Source organism: Collinsella aerofaciens, from assembly GCF_005845035.1.
In the GTDB taxonomy this organism is placed as follows: domain Bacteria; phylum Actinomycetota; class Coriobacteriia; order Coriobacteriales; family Coriobacteriaceae; genus Collinsella; species Collinsella aerofaciens_I.
The window spans coordinates 17,778-31,718 of the sequence record NZ_SPFO01000015.1 but is presented as its reverse complement, the minus strand read 5'-3'; the positions used below and the strand labels follow the sequence as shown (position 1 = coordinate 31,718).

15 protein-coding genes are annotated in these 13,941 nt (G+C 56.2%); 6 read left to right on the top strand and 9 right to left on the bottom strand.

Going from position 1 to position 13,941, the window contains the following annotated elements; all coding sequences use genetic code 11:
• Positions 1-198: 198 nt before the first annotated feature.
• The 9 genes from FGQ67_RS07495 to rpmH all read right to left on the bottom strand — a co-directional run bounded on the left by FGQ67_RS07495 (position 199) and on the right by rpmH (position 5,238).
• Complete coding sequence (locus FGQ67_RS07495) at positions 199-453, bottom strand: hypothetical protein (RefSeq protein WP_022093798.1); 255 nt, start codon at positions 451-453, stop codon at positions 199-201.
• Positions 443-1,348, bottom strand: a complete 906-nt coding sequence (locus FGQ67_RS07490; RefSeq protein WP_171025250.1) for a ParB/RepB/Spo0J family partition protein — start codon at positions 1,346-1,348, stop codon at positions 443-445. Before FGQ67_RS07490 ends, FGQ67_RS07495 begins: the two co-directional genes overlap by 11 nt.
• Positions 1,341-2,141, bottom strand: a complete 801-nt coding sequence (locus tag FGQ67_RS07485; RefSeq protein ID WP_138341059.1) for a ParA family protein — start codon at positions 2,139-2,141, stop codon at positions 1,341-1,343. The genes FGQ67_RS07490 and FGQ67_RS07485 overlap by 8 nt, the downstream gene beginning before the upstream one ends.
• A 134-nt stretch (positions 2,142-2,275) precedes the next feature.
• The gene (gene rsmG, locus FGQ67_RS07480; RefSeq protein WP_249934423.1) at positions 2,276-2,941 is read right to left on the bottom strand and encodes a 16S rRNA (guanine(527)-N(7))-methyltransferase RsmG; all 666 of its coding nucleotides are present in this window, start codon (positions 2,939-2,941) and stop codon (positions 2,276-2,278) included.
• 168 nt (positions 2,942-3,109) lie between these two features.
• Complete coding sequence (locus tag FGQ67_RS07475; RefSeq protein WP_022093802.1) at positions 3,110-3,679, bottom strand: Jag family protein; 570 nt, start codon at positions 3,677-3,679, stop codon at positions 3,110-3,112.
• Positions 3,680-3,723: 44 nt separating this feature from the next.
• A complete protein-coding gene (locus FGQ67_RS07470; protein ID WP_138341055.1) occupies positions 3,724-4,494 on the bottom strand; it encodes a YidC/Oxa1 family membrane protein insertase in 771 nt (256 codons plus the stop codon).
• Between the two features lie 29 nt (positions 4,495-4,523).
• Positions 4,524-4,748, bottom strand: coding sequence for a membrane protein insertion efficiency factor YidD (gene yidD / locus FGQ67_RS07465; RefSeq protein ID WP_082222962.1), 225 nt, complete (start codon positions 4,746-4,748; stop codon positions 4,524-4,526).
• On the bottom strand, positions 4,745-5,083 hold the full coding sequence (gene rnpA / locus FGQ67_RS07460) for a ribonuclease P protein component (RefSeq protein WP_138341053.1): 339 nt from the start codon (positions 5,081-5,083) through the stop codon (positions 4,745-4,747). Before rnpA ends, yidD begins: the two co-directional genes overlap by 4 nt.
• Before the next feature lie 20 nt (positions 5,084-5,103).
• Positions 5,104-5,238, bottom strand: coding sequence for a 50S ribosomal protein L34 (gene rpmH, locus FGQ67_RS07455; protein ID WP_019127408.1), 135 nt, complete (start codon positions 5,236-5,238; stop codon positions 5,104-5,106).
• A gap of 345 nt (positions 5,239-5,583) precedes the next feature.
• Between rpmH and FGQ67_RS07450 the strand changes: the two genes are divergently transcribed.
• The 6 genes from FGQ67_RS07450 to gyrB all read left to right on the top strand — a co-directional run bounded on the left by FGQ67_RS07450 (position 5,584) and on the right by gyrB (position 13,820).
• On the top strand, positions 5,584-6,936 hold the full coding sequence (locus FGQ67_RS07450) for an ATP-binding protein (RefSeq protein ID WP_138341051.1): 1,353 nt from the start codon (positions 5,584-5,586) through the stop codon (positions 6,934-6,936).
• A 15-nt stretch (positions 6,937-6,951) separates the two neighbouring features.
• On the top strand, positions 6,952-8,676 hold the full coding sequence (locus tag FGQ67_RS07445; protein ID WP_138341049.1) for a DnaA ATPase domain-containing protein: 1,725 nt from the start codon (positions 6,952-6,954) through the stop codon (positions 8,674-8,676).
• 237 nt (positions 8,677-8,913) lie between these two features.
• On the top strand, positions 8,914-10,017 hold the full coding sequence (dnaN, locus tag FGQ67_RS07440; protein WP_138341047.1) for a DNA polymerase III subunit beta: 1,104 nt from the start codon (positions 8,914-8,916) through the stop codon (positions 10,015-10,017).
• Between the two features lie 10 nt (positions 10,018-10,027).
• Positions 10,028-11,134: a DNA replication/repair protein RecF gene (gene recF, locus FGQ67_RS07435; protein ID WP_138341045.1), complete on the top strand. Its 1,107-nt coding sequence runs from the start codon at positions 10,028-10,030 to the stop codon at positions 11,132-11,134.
• Positions 11,121-11,684, top strand: a complete 564-nt coding sequence (locus FGQ67_RS07430) for a DciA family protein (RefSeq protein ID WP_138341043.1) — start codon at positions 11,121-11,123, stop codon at positions 11,682-11,684. Before recF ends, FGQ67_RS07430 begins: the two co-directional genes overlap by 14 nt.
• Before the next feature lie 105 nt (positions 11,685-11,789).
• Positions 11,790-13,820, top strand: coding sequence for a DNA topoisomerase (ATP-hydrolyzing) subunit B (gene gyrB / locus FGQ67_RS07425; RefSeq protein WP_138341041.1), 2,031 nt, complete (start codon positions 11,790-11,792; stop codon positions 13,818-13,820).
• Positions 13,821-13,941: the final 121 nt, after the last annotated feature.

Here is a 13,941-nt window from a genome sequence, read left to right as displayed (position 1 = left end):
GAGTCGCACCCCAAAACGTTTCATGTGAAACATCGAACGACCCCGGTTGCAGAATATGCAACCGGGGTCGTTTCATTTATTCACCTTAATTTTGAATCAGCTGCTACCTGTCCCATTTTTTTACGGCCAAAATAAGGGGTCCTTGTCTCATGAATCAGACAAGGACCCCTTAGAATATACTGAATAATTGTTAGGTACCTAATAGCCTACATTTTCCCATTGGTTGCTAACCCAACCTTGATTAATCTTGGGATTCTTCGTTACCTGAGCAGTACGCATGGCAACATCTTCGGTCATGACATCCATTTTCTTTTTGGAAGTATCGACGATATCTTGCGCGCCACGAAGCAAACGACCTCGCAGTTCATCGTCTGTCGCGATCTTATAGCCAGCAAAGGCACCAGCCGCGACAGTCGTAGCCAATGCAATCGCTGTTAAAATCTTATTCCTCATCTTGGCCTCCTTGATCAAACTGAATCATTTCGCCAAGAATACGAGAGAGCTCTTCCTCGTCTTTAAACTCAATCTCAATCTTATTCTTTCCTCGCGAGCTCTTCACACGCACGTTGGTATTAAATACCTGACGAAGCACACGGGCAGCCTTTTTAAAAGACTGAGGCGTTGCAGGTCTAGGCGTTTTAGGTGTCTCTCTGGCAGAAAACAACGGAGCAAGATTTTCTGTCGCTCTTACGGAAAGGCCCTCCGCAACAACTTTCTCTGCTAGTCGAATTCGTGCATCCTCATAGGGAACTGCAAGAATCGCACGTGCATGACCAGCAGTAAGTTTGCCCTCAAAAATCATCTGCTGAACAACTTCGGGGAGATCGAGAAGGCGTAGCGAGTTTGTAATTGCAGAGCGTGACTTGCTGACTGCCCTCGACAATGCTTCCTGGGTCATACCGCTGGCATCGATAAGCTGGCGATAGCCTTTAGCCTCTTCGACGGGATTCAAATCAGAACGCTGAAGGTTTTCGATAAGAGCAAGAGCAAGCATCTCTTCATCACTAACATCTTTAATGATGACAGGCAGCTCCTCAAGACCAGCAAGCTTTGACGCCTGGTAACGACGCTCACCAGCGATGATCTCATAGCCGTTTCCATGCTTGCGAACCAATAGCGGCTGCAAAACGCCATGTTCTTGGATTGACTCGCTCAACTCGCGAAGTTCAGTTTCGTTAAAGTGAATTCGCGGCTGGTTAGGGTTGGGAACAATATCCTCAATGGGTAGTTTCGTTTCAGATGCAGCCTTTGAAGCCGATGTAGCCGAACTACCGGTCTCATACTCGGCCTCTGAGACCAAAGCATTGAGTCCACGTCCCAATCCGCCACGTTTCTTTGCACTAGGCACGCTTGATCACCTCTTTTGCAAGGTTCATATACGCTTTTGCACCCTTATTTTGAGGTGCATAGGTAATTACCGGTTCTCCAAAAGACGGAGCTTCGGAGATTTTAACCGTACGGGGGATCAGCGTTTTAAACGCCTTGGCACCAAAGTACGATTGAACCTCCTCAACAACCTGATTCGACAGAGAAGTACGCGAGTCATACATAGTCATAAGCACGCCATAGGTGTCTAAGCCCTTATTCAGACGTGATTTGACCATCTTCATTGACTCAAGCAGCTTCGTAACGCCCTCGAGTGCATAATACTCGCACTGGATTGGAATCAAAACGCTGTCTGCTGCTGTCAAGGCGTTGATGGTAAGCAAGCCGAGCGAAGGAGGACAGTCAATGAAAATGAAATCGAACTCGTCCTGAATCGGCTCAAGCAAATCTTTGAGGCGGGTTTCACGAGCAATTGCGCTTACGAGCTCAATTTCGGCGCCTGCAAGCTGAATTGTAGCCGGAATTACGAATACCTTTTTGCAATTTGTATCAAGAACAAGCGATTCTGCCGACACATCATTCAGCAATGCATCATAGATGCAGTGATCAAGGTCTTCTTTTTCAATTCCAAATCCACTGGTGCTGTTTCCCTGCGGATCAAAATCGACAATCAGAGTTTTACGACCCTGCTCGCCCAGTGCTGCAGCTAGGTTTACAGCCGTCGTTGACTTACCGACGCCGCCTTTTTGATTGATGATTGCAATGATACGCGTGTCTTTTGCGCTCTTAGAACGCTTAACGTCGCGAAATCCCACGGTCCCTCCTGGTGTGTATTAAAGCTGTCAAACGGAGGATGTTTCACGTGAAACATTCCGATTCAATATCAACCGCCATGTTTCACGTGAAACACTGCATGTTGTTAATATCTATTATGTTTCACGTGAAACATCTAGGCAAGCGGATTCTTCTTTGCCATGCCATTTGCACGAGGCAATGAAACAGATGCTGGATGACTCTTCTTAAGAACAATGAACTCCCTGTGGCCCAGGCCCTCTGGTAAATCGATTGCGTTATTCAGAAGCGAAGAGAATCCGCAAATCTTAGCTGCTGACATGCCAGAGGCAAGCTCCTCATCAGATGGATTGCCCTTGGTGATAACAAATAGCCCTCCGTCCTTGAGGAACGGAGCTGCATATTCAACAAGAATCGGTAGAGGGGCCAGTGCGCGGGCGGTTACGACAGAGAACTGCTTCTTATGACTTCGAGCATATTCTTCAAGACGATCATGAACCGCATGAGCATGTTTCAATCCAAGAGCATGGACAAAGGAATTGACAGCATCAACCTTCTTGCCAACAGAGTCAATATAAGTAGCTTTACGATGCGTGGCTATGGTTAACGGAATACCAGGGAAGCCCGCACCTGTACCCATATCGAGCAAAGCTCCCTCAGGAGCCTTATTGATATAGGGGAGTAAAACAAGTGAGTCGAGGATATGAAGTACTGCAGCATCTTCTACGTTGAGAATACGGGTGAGATTGGTTGTCTTATTTGTTTCCAAAACCAAATCCAAATGCTTAATACATTTCCTCAGCTCAACATCAGTTACGCTCAAGGAATACTCTTTGCAATAGGAAGTTAGGCGACTCAATATCTCGTCAGCCTGCTGATCAGTAAGTACTAACAACGAAAGCTCCTTTCTGACAAAAATCAGTGTATCAAGAACTTTTGACAAAAAAAGGGGACGTGGAAACCACGTCCCCTTAGCATAAGCTCGAGTAGATTATCGAGCAACAATCACCACATGGCGATCAGGGTCAGAACCCTCAGAATGAGTATCGACGGCATCATTGCCACGAAGTGCAATGTGAACCAGTCGGCGCTCATAGGCATTCATGGGCGGAAGCGAAACACTCTTATGAGTGCGGATGGCACGCTCGGCAGCAGACTGAGCCATGGAGGCAACCTTGTCCTGACGGCGGCTCTTGTATCCCTCGACGTCCACTACAACCGGATACCTAAAGCCAAGTTTGCGGCTCACCAGCAAAGAGAACATAACCTGAAGGGCATCAAGGGTGCGACCATGACGGCCAATGAGAACAGCAAGGTCGGGAGCCGTTACATCCAAAATCAGCTCACCCTCGTCGCCCTCATACTCATCGATAGGAGAGTTGGCGGCATCGAAGTGCGAAAGGATGGAACGCAGGATGGAAATCGCAACATCGGCAATGGTGTCGAGCTCCTCATCGGTCAGCTCTTCACCAGCCTTGTAGCGCTGTGCAATCTCGGGATAATCGCCCGCGACCTGCGGGGCAACCTCCTCAAGCATATCCTCGATGATCTCTTCAGACATAACGTACTCCAAAAGTTAGGTACCTAAATAAGATTGATATCCCACTACTTCTTCTTGTGCGGGCGCGGCTTCTTCTCGCGACGAGTGACCTCAACCTGCAGCGGAGCGTTCTTGAGGCGCTCCTCCTCATCGGACTTAGCCTTGTCGATAACCTTCTGCGTCACGAAAATCTGCTGGATAACCTGCCAGGCAGAAGACACATCGTAGTACAGCAGAACGCCGACGGGCAGGCTCCAACCCATCCAAAGCATCATGACGGTCATGACGACGGCCATCATGCGCATGCTTTGGGCCTGCTGGCCAGTTTGATTGCGCGACATATAAAGCTGCGGAATCAAGGTGAGAACGGCAAACAGAATCAGGCAAACCAGCGCAGGCAGCGCAACCATAAAGCCATCGGCAAAGGAAGCGCTCGGCGTGGTGGTAAGGTCAGGCAGGATGTTGAAGAACGAGAACGTGCCGTCGTTAAAGTACTGCGGCAGGTTACGCAGCAGCGTAAACAGGGCGAACAGGATAGGCATCTGAATCAGAAGCGGCAGACAGCCGGCCAGCGGATTGAACTTGTTCTCGCTGTAGAACTTCTGCATCTCCTCGGCCTGACGCTGAGGATCGTCGGCATAGCGCTCCTGAATCTCGAGCATCTTGGGCTGCAGCACCTGCATGCGAGCCGTCGACTTGGTCGACTTAAGCATAAGCGGCGTCAACAGCAGACGGATGATGACCACCAGGATGATGATGGACAGGCCCCAGTCGACCGCAAAGGTCTGGATGAGCTTGAGCAGCTCGAAAAGGATGTTAACGATCCAATCCCACATGTAAGTTTTCCTCCGATAGCGAGTGCCCGCTAGGGCACAGGGTCATAACCGCCGACGTGCAGGGGATTGCAGCGAGCGATGCGCCTCACGGCAAGCCAGCAGCCTCTCAAAACACCGTGCTTCTCAATCGCCTGGATGGCGTATTGCGAGCACGTTGGGTAATAAATGCAGGCGTCAGGCAATAAGGGCGAAATAACCTGTTGATATATGCGAATAGGAGCGATGGCAACACGTCGCAAAACGTGATTGCTCATCGCTCCTCCCCGGCAACGCCGGCGCGCTTCATAAGCGAACGCAACGCCTTGTCCATCTCCTGCGGCGAGGAAACCCTCGTCTTGGGAGTTCCAAACAAGATGATGTCATAACCCGCAACGGGAAATCCGCAGCTGCGGGCGGCCTCGCGCATCACACGCTTAGATCGGTTGCGCACGACGGCACAACCGAGTCGCTTAGCACCAACGAAGGCGACCCTTCCGGAGTCGCCTTCGCCAACCGATTCACATATGGTCATTCGAATCAGAGGGTGATTGAAACGACGCCCCTGACTGAACACATGCTCGAAATCTTGCCGAGACTTAATAGTCTTCATGCGAGATGTGTGTATCGCTGCTAGACAGTGAGACGCTTGCGGCCCTTGGCGCGACGACGGGCGAGCACGGCACGACCACCCTTAGTGGCCATACGGGCACGGAAGCCATGGGTCTTGGCACGCTTACGCTTATTAGGCTGATACGTACGCTTCATCTTAAGTTCCTCCTGCTGCATTTCGAGTGTCCGCGGGGACGCGGACGCAGATATAGACACGTGAGCTTGAAGATTGTAGGGAAATCAATGTTCAAATGTCAAGAAATCAAAGGTAAAAGGTTGCGCAGTTCACACGGTTCCCCCATAAGCCAAGCTCGATTTAGCGGCGCATGGCAACTTTTCACGATATTTCATCGAGTTTTCAACAGGTCATGTTGGCAATGTTGAGAACTTTTCGTCGGTTTTCCAAAGTTTTCAACAGGTTTTGAAAAGTTGTCGAAAGATGAGAAACATTGCACGGTGAGCTACTATTTGTTCGAAACCTTTTGGAAGATTGCGAGCGGCATGTCTGACGACTTTTACACCATGGTCGATTCCGGAGACCCGGCACCCGACAACGAGCACATCACCGGCGTGCGCGAAGAGCGTGAGGAAGGCGAGCAGACGACCACGCAGGCGCCAAAAGCCATGTACGCCGCACGCATCGCCGTCTATGACGACATGCTGTCGACACCGCGTGTGATCGTCATTGATCCACAAGATGTCCGCACATATTTGGAAGAGACGACCAACACCGTCTACCAGTGCATGAAAGAACAAGGTGGCCATATCTCGCTCATGGTCATCCGCGAGATTGTCGAAAACTTTATCCACGCGCACTTTGCCGAGCCCATCATCTCGATTCTGGACGGCGGAGACACCATCCGCTTTGCCGATCAAGGACCCGGCATCGACGACAAGGAGCGCGCTTTCGACTTTGGCGTTACCAGTGCAAACAGCAAGATGAAGCGTTATATCCGTGGAACCGGAGCAGGGTTTCCCATGGTGCAGGAGTATTTGGAAAACGCCGGCGGTGCCGTATCCATCGAGGACAACATGGGCAACGGCACCGTGGTTACGGTAAGCCTGAACCCTAAACGCGTGCAGGAAATCGAGCGTGCCGGCGGACGCGGTGCTGCCGTGCGGCCCGAGACGGAGCACCCCACATATCCCCTGCCGGGAGCTTTTGCGCAGCAGCCCATGGCAACGCAGCAGATGCAGCCCCCCGTGGGACAGATGCAGCGGCCCGGAATGCTTCCTACACAAGAGCCCCAGACGACATCGATGTCGATGCTGCCAAACATGCCAGAGACCATGCCGCTGACGGATCAGGATGCAGCAGCAATGCAGCAGACGACGGGGGCACCGGGTGGCCAGCAAATGGGCTATCAGCCGTACCAACAGGGATATCCATATCAGCAGATGCCGCCACTGGGGTATGGCCAGCAGTTCCCGCAGCAGAACCAGCAGGGATATCAGCAGCCGTACCAGCAGATGCCGCAGCAGCAGTACAACCCCTGGGCCCAGCAGATGCCTCCGCAGCCTTACCAACAGTGGCCTCAAAGTTTTCAACAGCAAATGCCGTCGATGCAGAGTTCTCAACAACCAGCAGCTCAAATGATGTATCCTAATGCAGCAAATCAGTATGCGCAGCCACAACCGGACGTGTTCGTAAGCGATCGCGGCAACGCCGCGTTGGGTTATCTGGCGCAAAATCAAGCGTGCGGTGCAACCGATCTGGCGAGGGCGTTTGGAAACTCGGCCCCCACTTGGTCACGCACGCTCAATGACTTGGCGCAGGCCGGCTTGGTCATCAAGCATGGCCAGAAATACCATCTGACCGAACTCGGCGCCGCTCGCGTGCGAGCTCAGAGCTAAAGAACGGGAGAGACAGTGGACGAGGAAGCAAGCATCATCCTGGGGGATGCCATCGCCTTTTGCCAGCGCGACGGCCAAGATGCACGCCTCATCAACATGCTGGGGCAATCGCGCGCCATAAGCCTGACCGAAGATACGCTCACGATCGAGGCGCCCTCGCGCTTTGCCATCGCGCAGCTCAAAAAGCATCAGCCGACTATTGAGGCCTATCTGGAAGAAATCGCCTTTGCACCGATTGCGCTCGACATCGCGGCACCGCAAGGCGCCGCGACGGAATCCGCTGCCGCGACGGCGCCCGCCACGGCTCCCGCTGCTTCCCCGGCGGTGCCGGCCTCCGCAGGCGACGCGCCGACAATCGAGCACCAGCACGGTGATGTTTCCCGTGAAACCATGGCACCGTTGCCGACCGCGGCGGCGACGTCAACGAACGTACCCGTCACGCACATGCCCATCGCTCACGACGCAGCGGCGGGCGCGGATTCGGGTATTGCAATCAAGAACACGCTCTCGGCCGATGATTTTCGTCGCATGATGAACCAGATGAAGGGCGGAGCGCCGACTAAATCCACGCAAGCTGCGACCCCCGCTTCACCCATGCCAGCACCGACCGTGCCGGCTGAGCAGAATACGGATGGAGCCCCGCTCGCCGCGAACTCAAAATTTACCTTTGAGAACTTTGTCTACGGCCCCGAGAACAGCCATGCCTATCGCTCGGCACTCAAGTTTGCCGCCCTCGCGGACGAGCGCGGCACGTGCACATCACTGTTCATCTACGGCAAATCGGGCCTGGGCAAGACGCACCTGCTACTTGCCATCAAAAACGAGCTCGCCGAGAAGTCGCCCGAGATCAAGGTCAAGTATGCCAACTCCCAGGCATATCTGGACGACCTGATGACCGAGTTCGACCGCCAAAAGAAGAGCAACGCCCCCATCATGCAGGCGTACCACGGCGTGGACGTGCTCATCATCGATGACATCCAAAACATCATCGGCAAGCGCGCGAGCGTGGACTACTTTTTCCAGCTCATGGACGAGTTCATCCGCAACAACAAGAAGGTCGTCATCGCGGCAGACCGCGCCCCCAAGGACCTGAGCATGGACGAGCGTCTGACCAGCCGCTTCAACGCCGGCATGCTCTGCCTGGTCGCAGAGCCCAGCTACGAGATGAAATACAAGATCTTGCAGCGCTATTACGAGAACACCATCGTCGCCGCTCCCGAGGCAGGCGACGACTCACTGCTGGCGGCCTACGGGGGCGACGGCGGGCACCTGACCGATGAGCACTTTAAGCACATGGCAGAGGTGTCGGGCACCAACATCCGCGAACTCGAGAGCTTCTGCGAGCGCTGCGCCGGCGAGGCGGGCGACCGCGAGCGCGAGGGCGGGGAGCTCACCTTTGACGATATCGACGCCATCGCCAGCCAGTACTTCGACACATCGGCCAAAAAGATCAACGTGCAAACGGTTCAGTCCGTCATCGAAGAGCAGTACGGCGTGACACACGAGGAGCTCATCGGCCCGCGTCGCAACGCCAATATCGCCAAAGCACGCCATATCGCTATCTACCTGGCCATCGAAATGTGCGAGATGACGACCACGGCGGTAGGCGCCGAATTTGGCAACCGCAACCACTCGACCGTCAGCACGAGTTACAAAAAGGTCCAGAAGATGATCCAGGAAGACCGCACCGTCACCGAAGACCTCAAGTCGCTGCGCGATAAAATTACACTGCGCTCGTAGGGAAATAGAGACACCTGTTGAAAACTTGTCGAAACCACGGGCATAAGGTGTCTAAAACCCAATCCGCGGTGATGAAAAGTTTTGCGCAGGTTTTGAACGTGGAAAACCACCCCTGTTGCACACAGGTTGCTGTCGATTCTCTTTCTGGGTCTGACCTGCGTCTTTGGGAGTAATCAACAGTTTCGTCAGTGCTATTACTATTATTAAGATATTTATATCTATAGAAAGGTATTAAAGATGAAGTTCACCGTCAGCCAGAGCTCGCTTACACAAGCCATCGGCGTCGTTATGAAGGGTGTCGCTTCGGCGTCCACCCTTCCCATCCTGTCGGGCGTGCTCGTCAAGGCGCAAGACGGCATCTTGGAATTCCAGACCTCTAACTACACCATCTCGATCCGTCATCGCATCGCGGCGCATGTCGAAGAAGAGGGCGAGATGGTTATCCCCTGTAAGATGCTCTCCAATATCACCAAGACCCTCCCCGATGCCCCGGTCACCTTTGAGCTGTCCGAGCGCCAGGTGCTGATTGGTTGCGAGAAGAGCTCTTTCCGCCTGAACACGCTCGATGCCAATGACTTCCCCGAGTTTCCGGCCTATGCCATCGAGAGTGCCGTGGAGCTGCCGACCGATATCTTGTCCGAGATGGTCGGCCGCGTGTGGCGCGTCACCTCGACCGACAAGGCCCGCCCCATCCTGGGCGGCGTGCACATGAAGGTCGAGAACAACACCGTGCGCCTGGTGGCGACCGATTCCTTCCGCTTGGCCGTGTGCGATACGCAGGTCGAGACCTCGACCCTCGAGGGCTCCTTTGAGCTCAACGTTCCGGCCGACGCCTTTAACGACGCGCTGAACATCATGGCCAGCCAGGCGACCATCATGATCGGGGCTACCGACACCCAGGTCGTCTTCGAGGCCGGCAACACCACCTACGTGTCGCGCCGTATCGAGGGCATGTACCCCAACTACAAGCAGCTCATCCCCGATTCGTGCGTGACGAGCGTCAAGATCGACGTCGCCGCCTTTAACGCCGCCCTCAAGCGCGTGGCCGTTATCGCGAGCGCCAACCCCGCCGTCAAGTTCGAGATCGATGTCGAGAACGGGCAGATGGGCCTGTCCTCCATTTCCAATGACCAGGACCTTGCGCAGGAGACGATCGATGTCGAGGCCGAGGGCGAGTCGGGTACCATCGCCTTCAACTACCACTACATCTTCGGCTGCCTCAATGCCCTGTCCAAGGAGAAGGAGATCACGCTGGAGCTCAAGAGCTACTCGCAGGCGGGCATCTTCAAGTCCTACGACAAGATCAACTACCTGTACCTGGTCATGCCGGTCCGCATCTAGCAACCGCCCCATGACCATGTTCGCCCGCGATCTTTCCGTCGCGCACTACCGCAGCTTCGATAGCTATCGCCTTGCCCTGGACGAGGGCGTGACGATACTTGCGGGACCCAATGCGGCGGGAAAGACCAATCTCATAGAGGCGCTGCAGCTGCTGACGAGCGGCGCCTCGTTTAGGCATTCGACCGCCGCCGAGCTCGTCCATGACGGCGTGGGCTCGTGCAAGGTCGAGCTGAGGCTCGAGGGCGACGGCCGCGTGCTTGATATGGGATTGAGCGCGGAGGACGGTAAGCGCTCGTTTAGCCGCAACGGCAAGAGATGCTCTGCCGCCGGTGTGCGCGGGGTCCTGCCGAGCGTGCTGTTTTGCCCCGACCATCTGGACATGGTTAAGCGAGGCGCCAGTGTGCGCCGTGCTGCCCTCGATGACTTTGGCATGCAACTGAGCGCACGCTATGCCGATCTTGCGAGCACCTATGGGCGCTGCGTGACCCAGCGTAACGCCTTGCTCAAGGAGGCCTGGTGCTGCCGCGAGATGCTCGGCGCGTGGAACGATTCGATTGCCCGCGCGGGCTCGGCCCTGCTCGTGCACCGGTTGGCCCTGCTCGACCGGCTGGCGGGCCATGTGCACACTGCCTACGGGCAAGTGGCATCCGGTGAGGCTGCCAACGTGACCTATACGTCCACGCTGGGGGATTTGCCCCAGGTCGATGATCGCGAAGAGCTGAAGGGCTGGGCGTACGAGCGCATGCTGGCTGCCCTTGATGAGCACGCCGACGAGGAAATTCGCCGCGGCGTGACGTTGGTGGGACCGCATCGCGATGAGATTGAGTTCACCGTGGCGGGTCGTTCCGCTCGTTCGTTTGCCAGCCAAGGTCAGCAGCGGACGTTGGTTTTGGCCTGGAAGGTGGCGGAGGTGGCCGTGGCTCGCGATGTCCTGGGCACCGCCCCATTGCTGCTTTTGGACGACGTGATGAGCGAACTCGACGGCGAACGCCGCGGCGCTTTCCTGCGGCTGATCGGCGATGATATCCAGACGGTCATAACCACGACCAACCTGGGGTACTTTACCGATGATCTGCTTGATCGAGCCAAGGTGGTGAGCATGGGTGAGACGTGCTAATTACGAGCGCGAGAGCGAAACGGTCGCCTTCAGTGGGTTTTTGAACGCAGAGCGCCAGCGCATCCTGGCGGCCGCGACACCTGAACGCCGTGCGCAGATGGAGGCTGCGGAGGAATCTCGTGCGGTCTATCGCGCCTGGAATGCGGTGTGCTCGGGCACGCGCGAGGGACGCCATGTGACGGGCCTGCGCTACCTGCCCGAGTCCAACGAACTGCTGGTGTACCTCGATTCGCCCTCATGGACGCAGGAGATGACCCTTTTGCGCGAGATTATCCGCGCGCGCATGGAGCGCGCCGGCGCGCACATCGACGGCCTGGTGTTCAAGACGACCGCCCCCGGCCACACGCCGCCCGCTGCCAAAGAGCGCCTGCGTCCGGCCGTGGCCGAGCGTCCGTCGGCTCCGCATGCCGACCTCAGCGAGTCCGAGCGTGCCGAGATCGAGCACCAAGTGGCACCCATCGAGGACCAAAAACTGCGCGAGGCCCTCGAGAACGCCATGAGAGCCAGTGCCGAGTGGGCCAAGGGCGTGCAGAGCAAAAAAGAGCCTTAAATCGCATCTGGTGGCCTTGTAGAGCCAAATACCCTCGTTCCCGAGGGTATTTTTTTACGATAAACTAGTAAGGCTATACACATTTTCTTAACTGAAGGAGGACGTGTGGCAAACGAAAACGATTACGATGGCGGCGAGATTAAGATTCTCGAAGGTCTCGAGGCCGTTCGTAAGCGCCCGGGCATGTACATTGGCTCGACGAGCGCCAGCGGTCTTCATCACCTGGTGTGGGAGATCGTTGACAACTCCGTCGACGAGGCCATGGCCGGTTTCTGCACCGAGATTCAGGTGACGGTCCACGCCGACAACTCCATCACGGTCGTCGACAACGGGCGCGGCATCCCCGTCGACGAGCATCCTATCAAAAAGATCCCGACGCTTGAGGTCGTCATGACGATCCTGCACGCCGGCGGTAAGTTCGATAACTCGGCCTACAAGGTCTCGGGCGGCCTGCACGGCGTGGGCATCTCCGTCGTCAACGCCCTGTCCAAGCGTGTGGTCGTACAGGTATGCCGCGATGGCAACATCTACGAGATGGAGTTTTCGCGCGGCAAAACTGTCAAGAAGATGGAGGTCGTGGGCACTTCGGAGACGACGGGCACCACTGTCAGCTTCTGGCCCGACGACGAGATCTTCGAGACCTGCATCTACGATTTCGACACGCTGCACAACCGTCTGCAGGAGACGGCATTCCTCAACAAGAACCTCAAGATCGTGCTGGCCGACGAGCGCGAGGCGACTCCCCATGTGGAGGAGTTTTGCTATGCCGGCGGCATCATCGACTTCGTCAAGTTCCTCAACGAGGGCAAGGATGTCCCCGAGGCCTTTAAGGAGCCCATCTATATTGAGGGCAAATCGGATCCGGATGCGCCCGTGACCAAGATGGGCGAGGTCGAGGTGTCCTTGCAGTGGAATAGCGGCTACGGTGAGAACGTTATGTCGTTTGCCAACGACATCTACACCCCCGAGGGCGGCATGCACCTCGAGGGCTTCCGTACCGCACTCACCCGCGTGATTAACGATTACGCTCGCAAGCAGAACCTGCTCAAGGAAAAAGACGCCAACCTGACCGGCGACGATGTGCGCGAGGGCCTATCGGCCGTTATCTCGGTCAAACTGCCCGATCCGCAGTTTGAGGGCCAGACCAAGGCCAAGCTCGGCAGCTCCTATATGCGCGCGCTGACGCTCAAGATCGTGACCGACGGGCTTGCCGATTACCTCGAGGAGCATCCCAAGCCCGCTCGCGAGATCGTCAAGAAAGCCCAGCAGGCCTGCAAGGCGCGCAACGCCGCCCGTAAGGCGCGCGAGGCGACCCGCCGCAAGAGCCTGCTCGAGACGGCGTCGCTGCCCGGCAAGCTCGCCGACTGTTCGGTGCGCGACGCCGAGTTGACCGAGCTCTTTATCGTAGAGGGCGACTCGGCAGGCGGCTCGGCCAAGGACGGCCGCCGCCGAGACATCCAGGCGATCCTACCCCTGCGCGGCAAGATTTTGAACGTCGAGCGCGTGGGCGACCACCGTGCGTTCTCGAGCGACACCATCCAGTCGCTCATCACCGCGATCGGCTGCGGCGTCACGACGAGCGCCGGCGACGGCGGTGACTTCGATATCACCAAGGCCCGCTACCACAAGATCATCATCATGACCGATGCAGACGTCGACGGCGCGCACATCCGCATCCTGCTGCTGACGTTCTTCTACAAGTACATGCGCCCGCTGATTGACGCCGGCTACGTGTACGTCGCGTGCCCGCCCATCTTCGGCATCAAGGTGCGCAACAAGATTCACTACGTGTATCCCAACGGCCGCCAGCCCGAAGACGAGATCCTGCGCGACACCATCCAGAGCCTGGGACTGAACCCCGACGACAACGACGAGGACGGCAAGGCCAAGGACGGCAAGATCACTAAGAAGCGCAAGGGCTACACCGTCCAGCGCTATAAGGGCCTGGGCGAGATGGACCCCAAGCAGCTTGCCTCGACGACGATGGACCCCAAGACCCGCATTCTTCAGCGCGTGTCGATCGAAGACGCCGTGGTGGCGGACCGCGCCGTGCGCGAGCTCATGGGTTCCGAGGTCGGCTATCGCCGCGAGTACATTGAGAAGCACGCCCACGACGCACGCTTCTTGGACGCCTAGCTTTCCCAGGCACCCCATCTTGCCCTTCAGGATTTCGGGCGCCGCACGCAAGGCGTGCGCCCTCATCCTTCAGGGCAACCTGGGGCACCTGGAAAACCTAGGAGGGTTATCCGGTATTCCC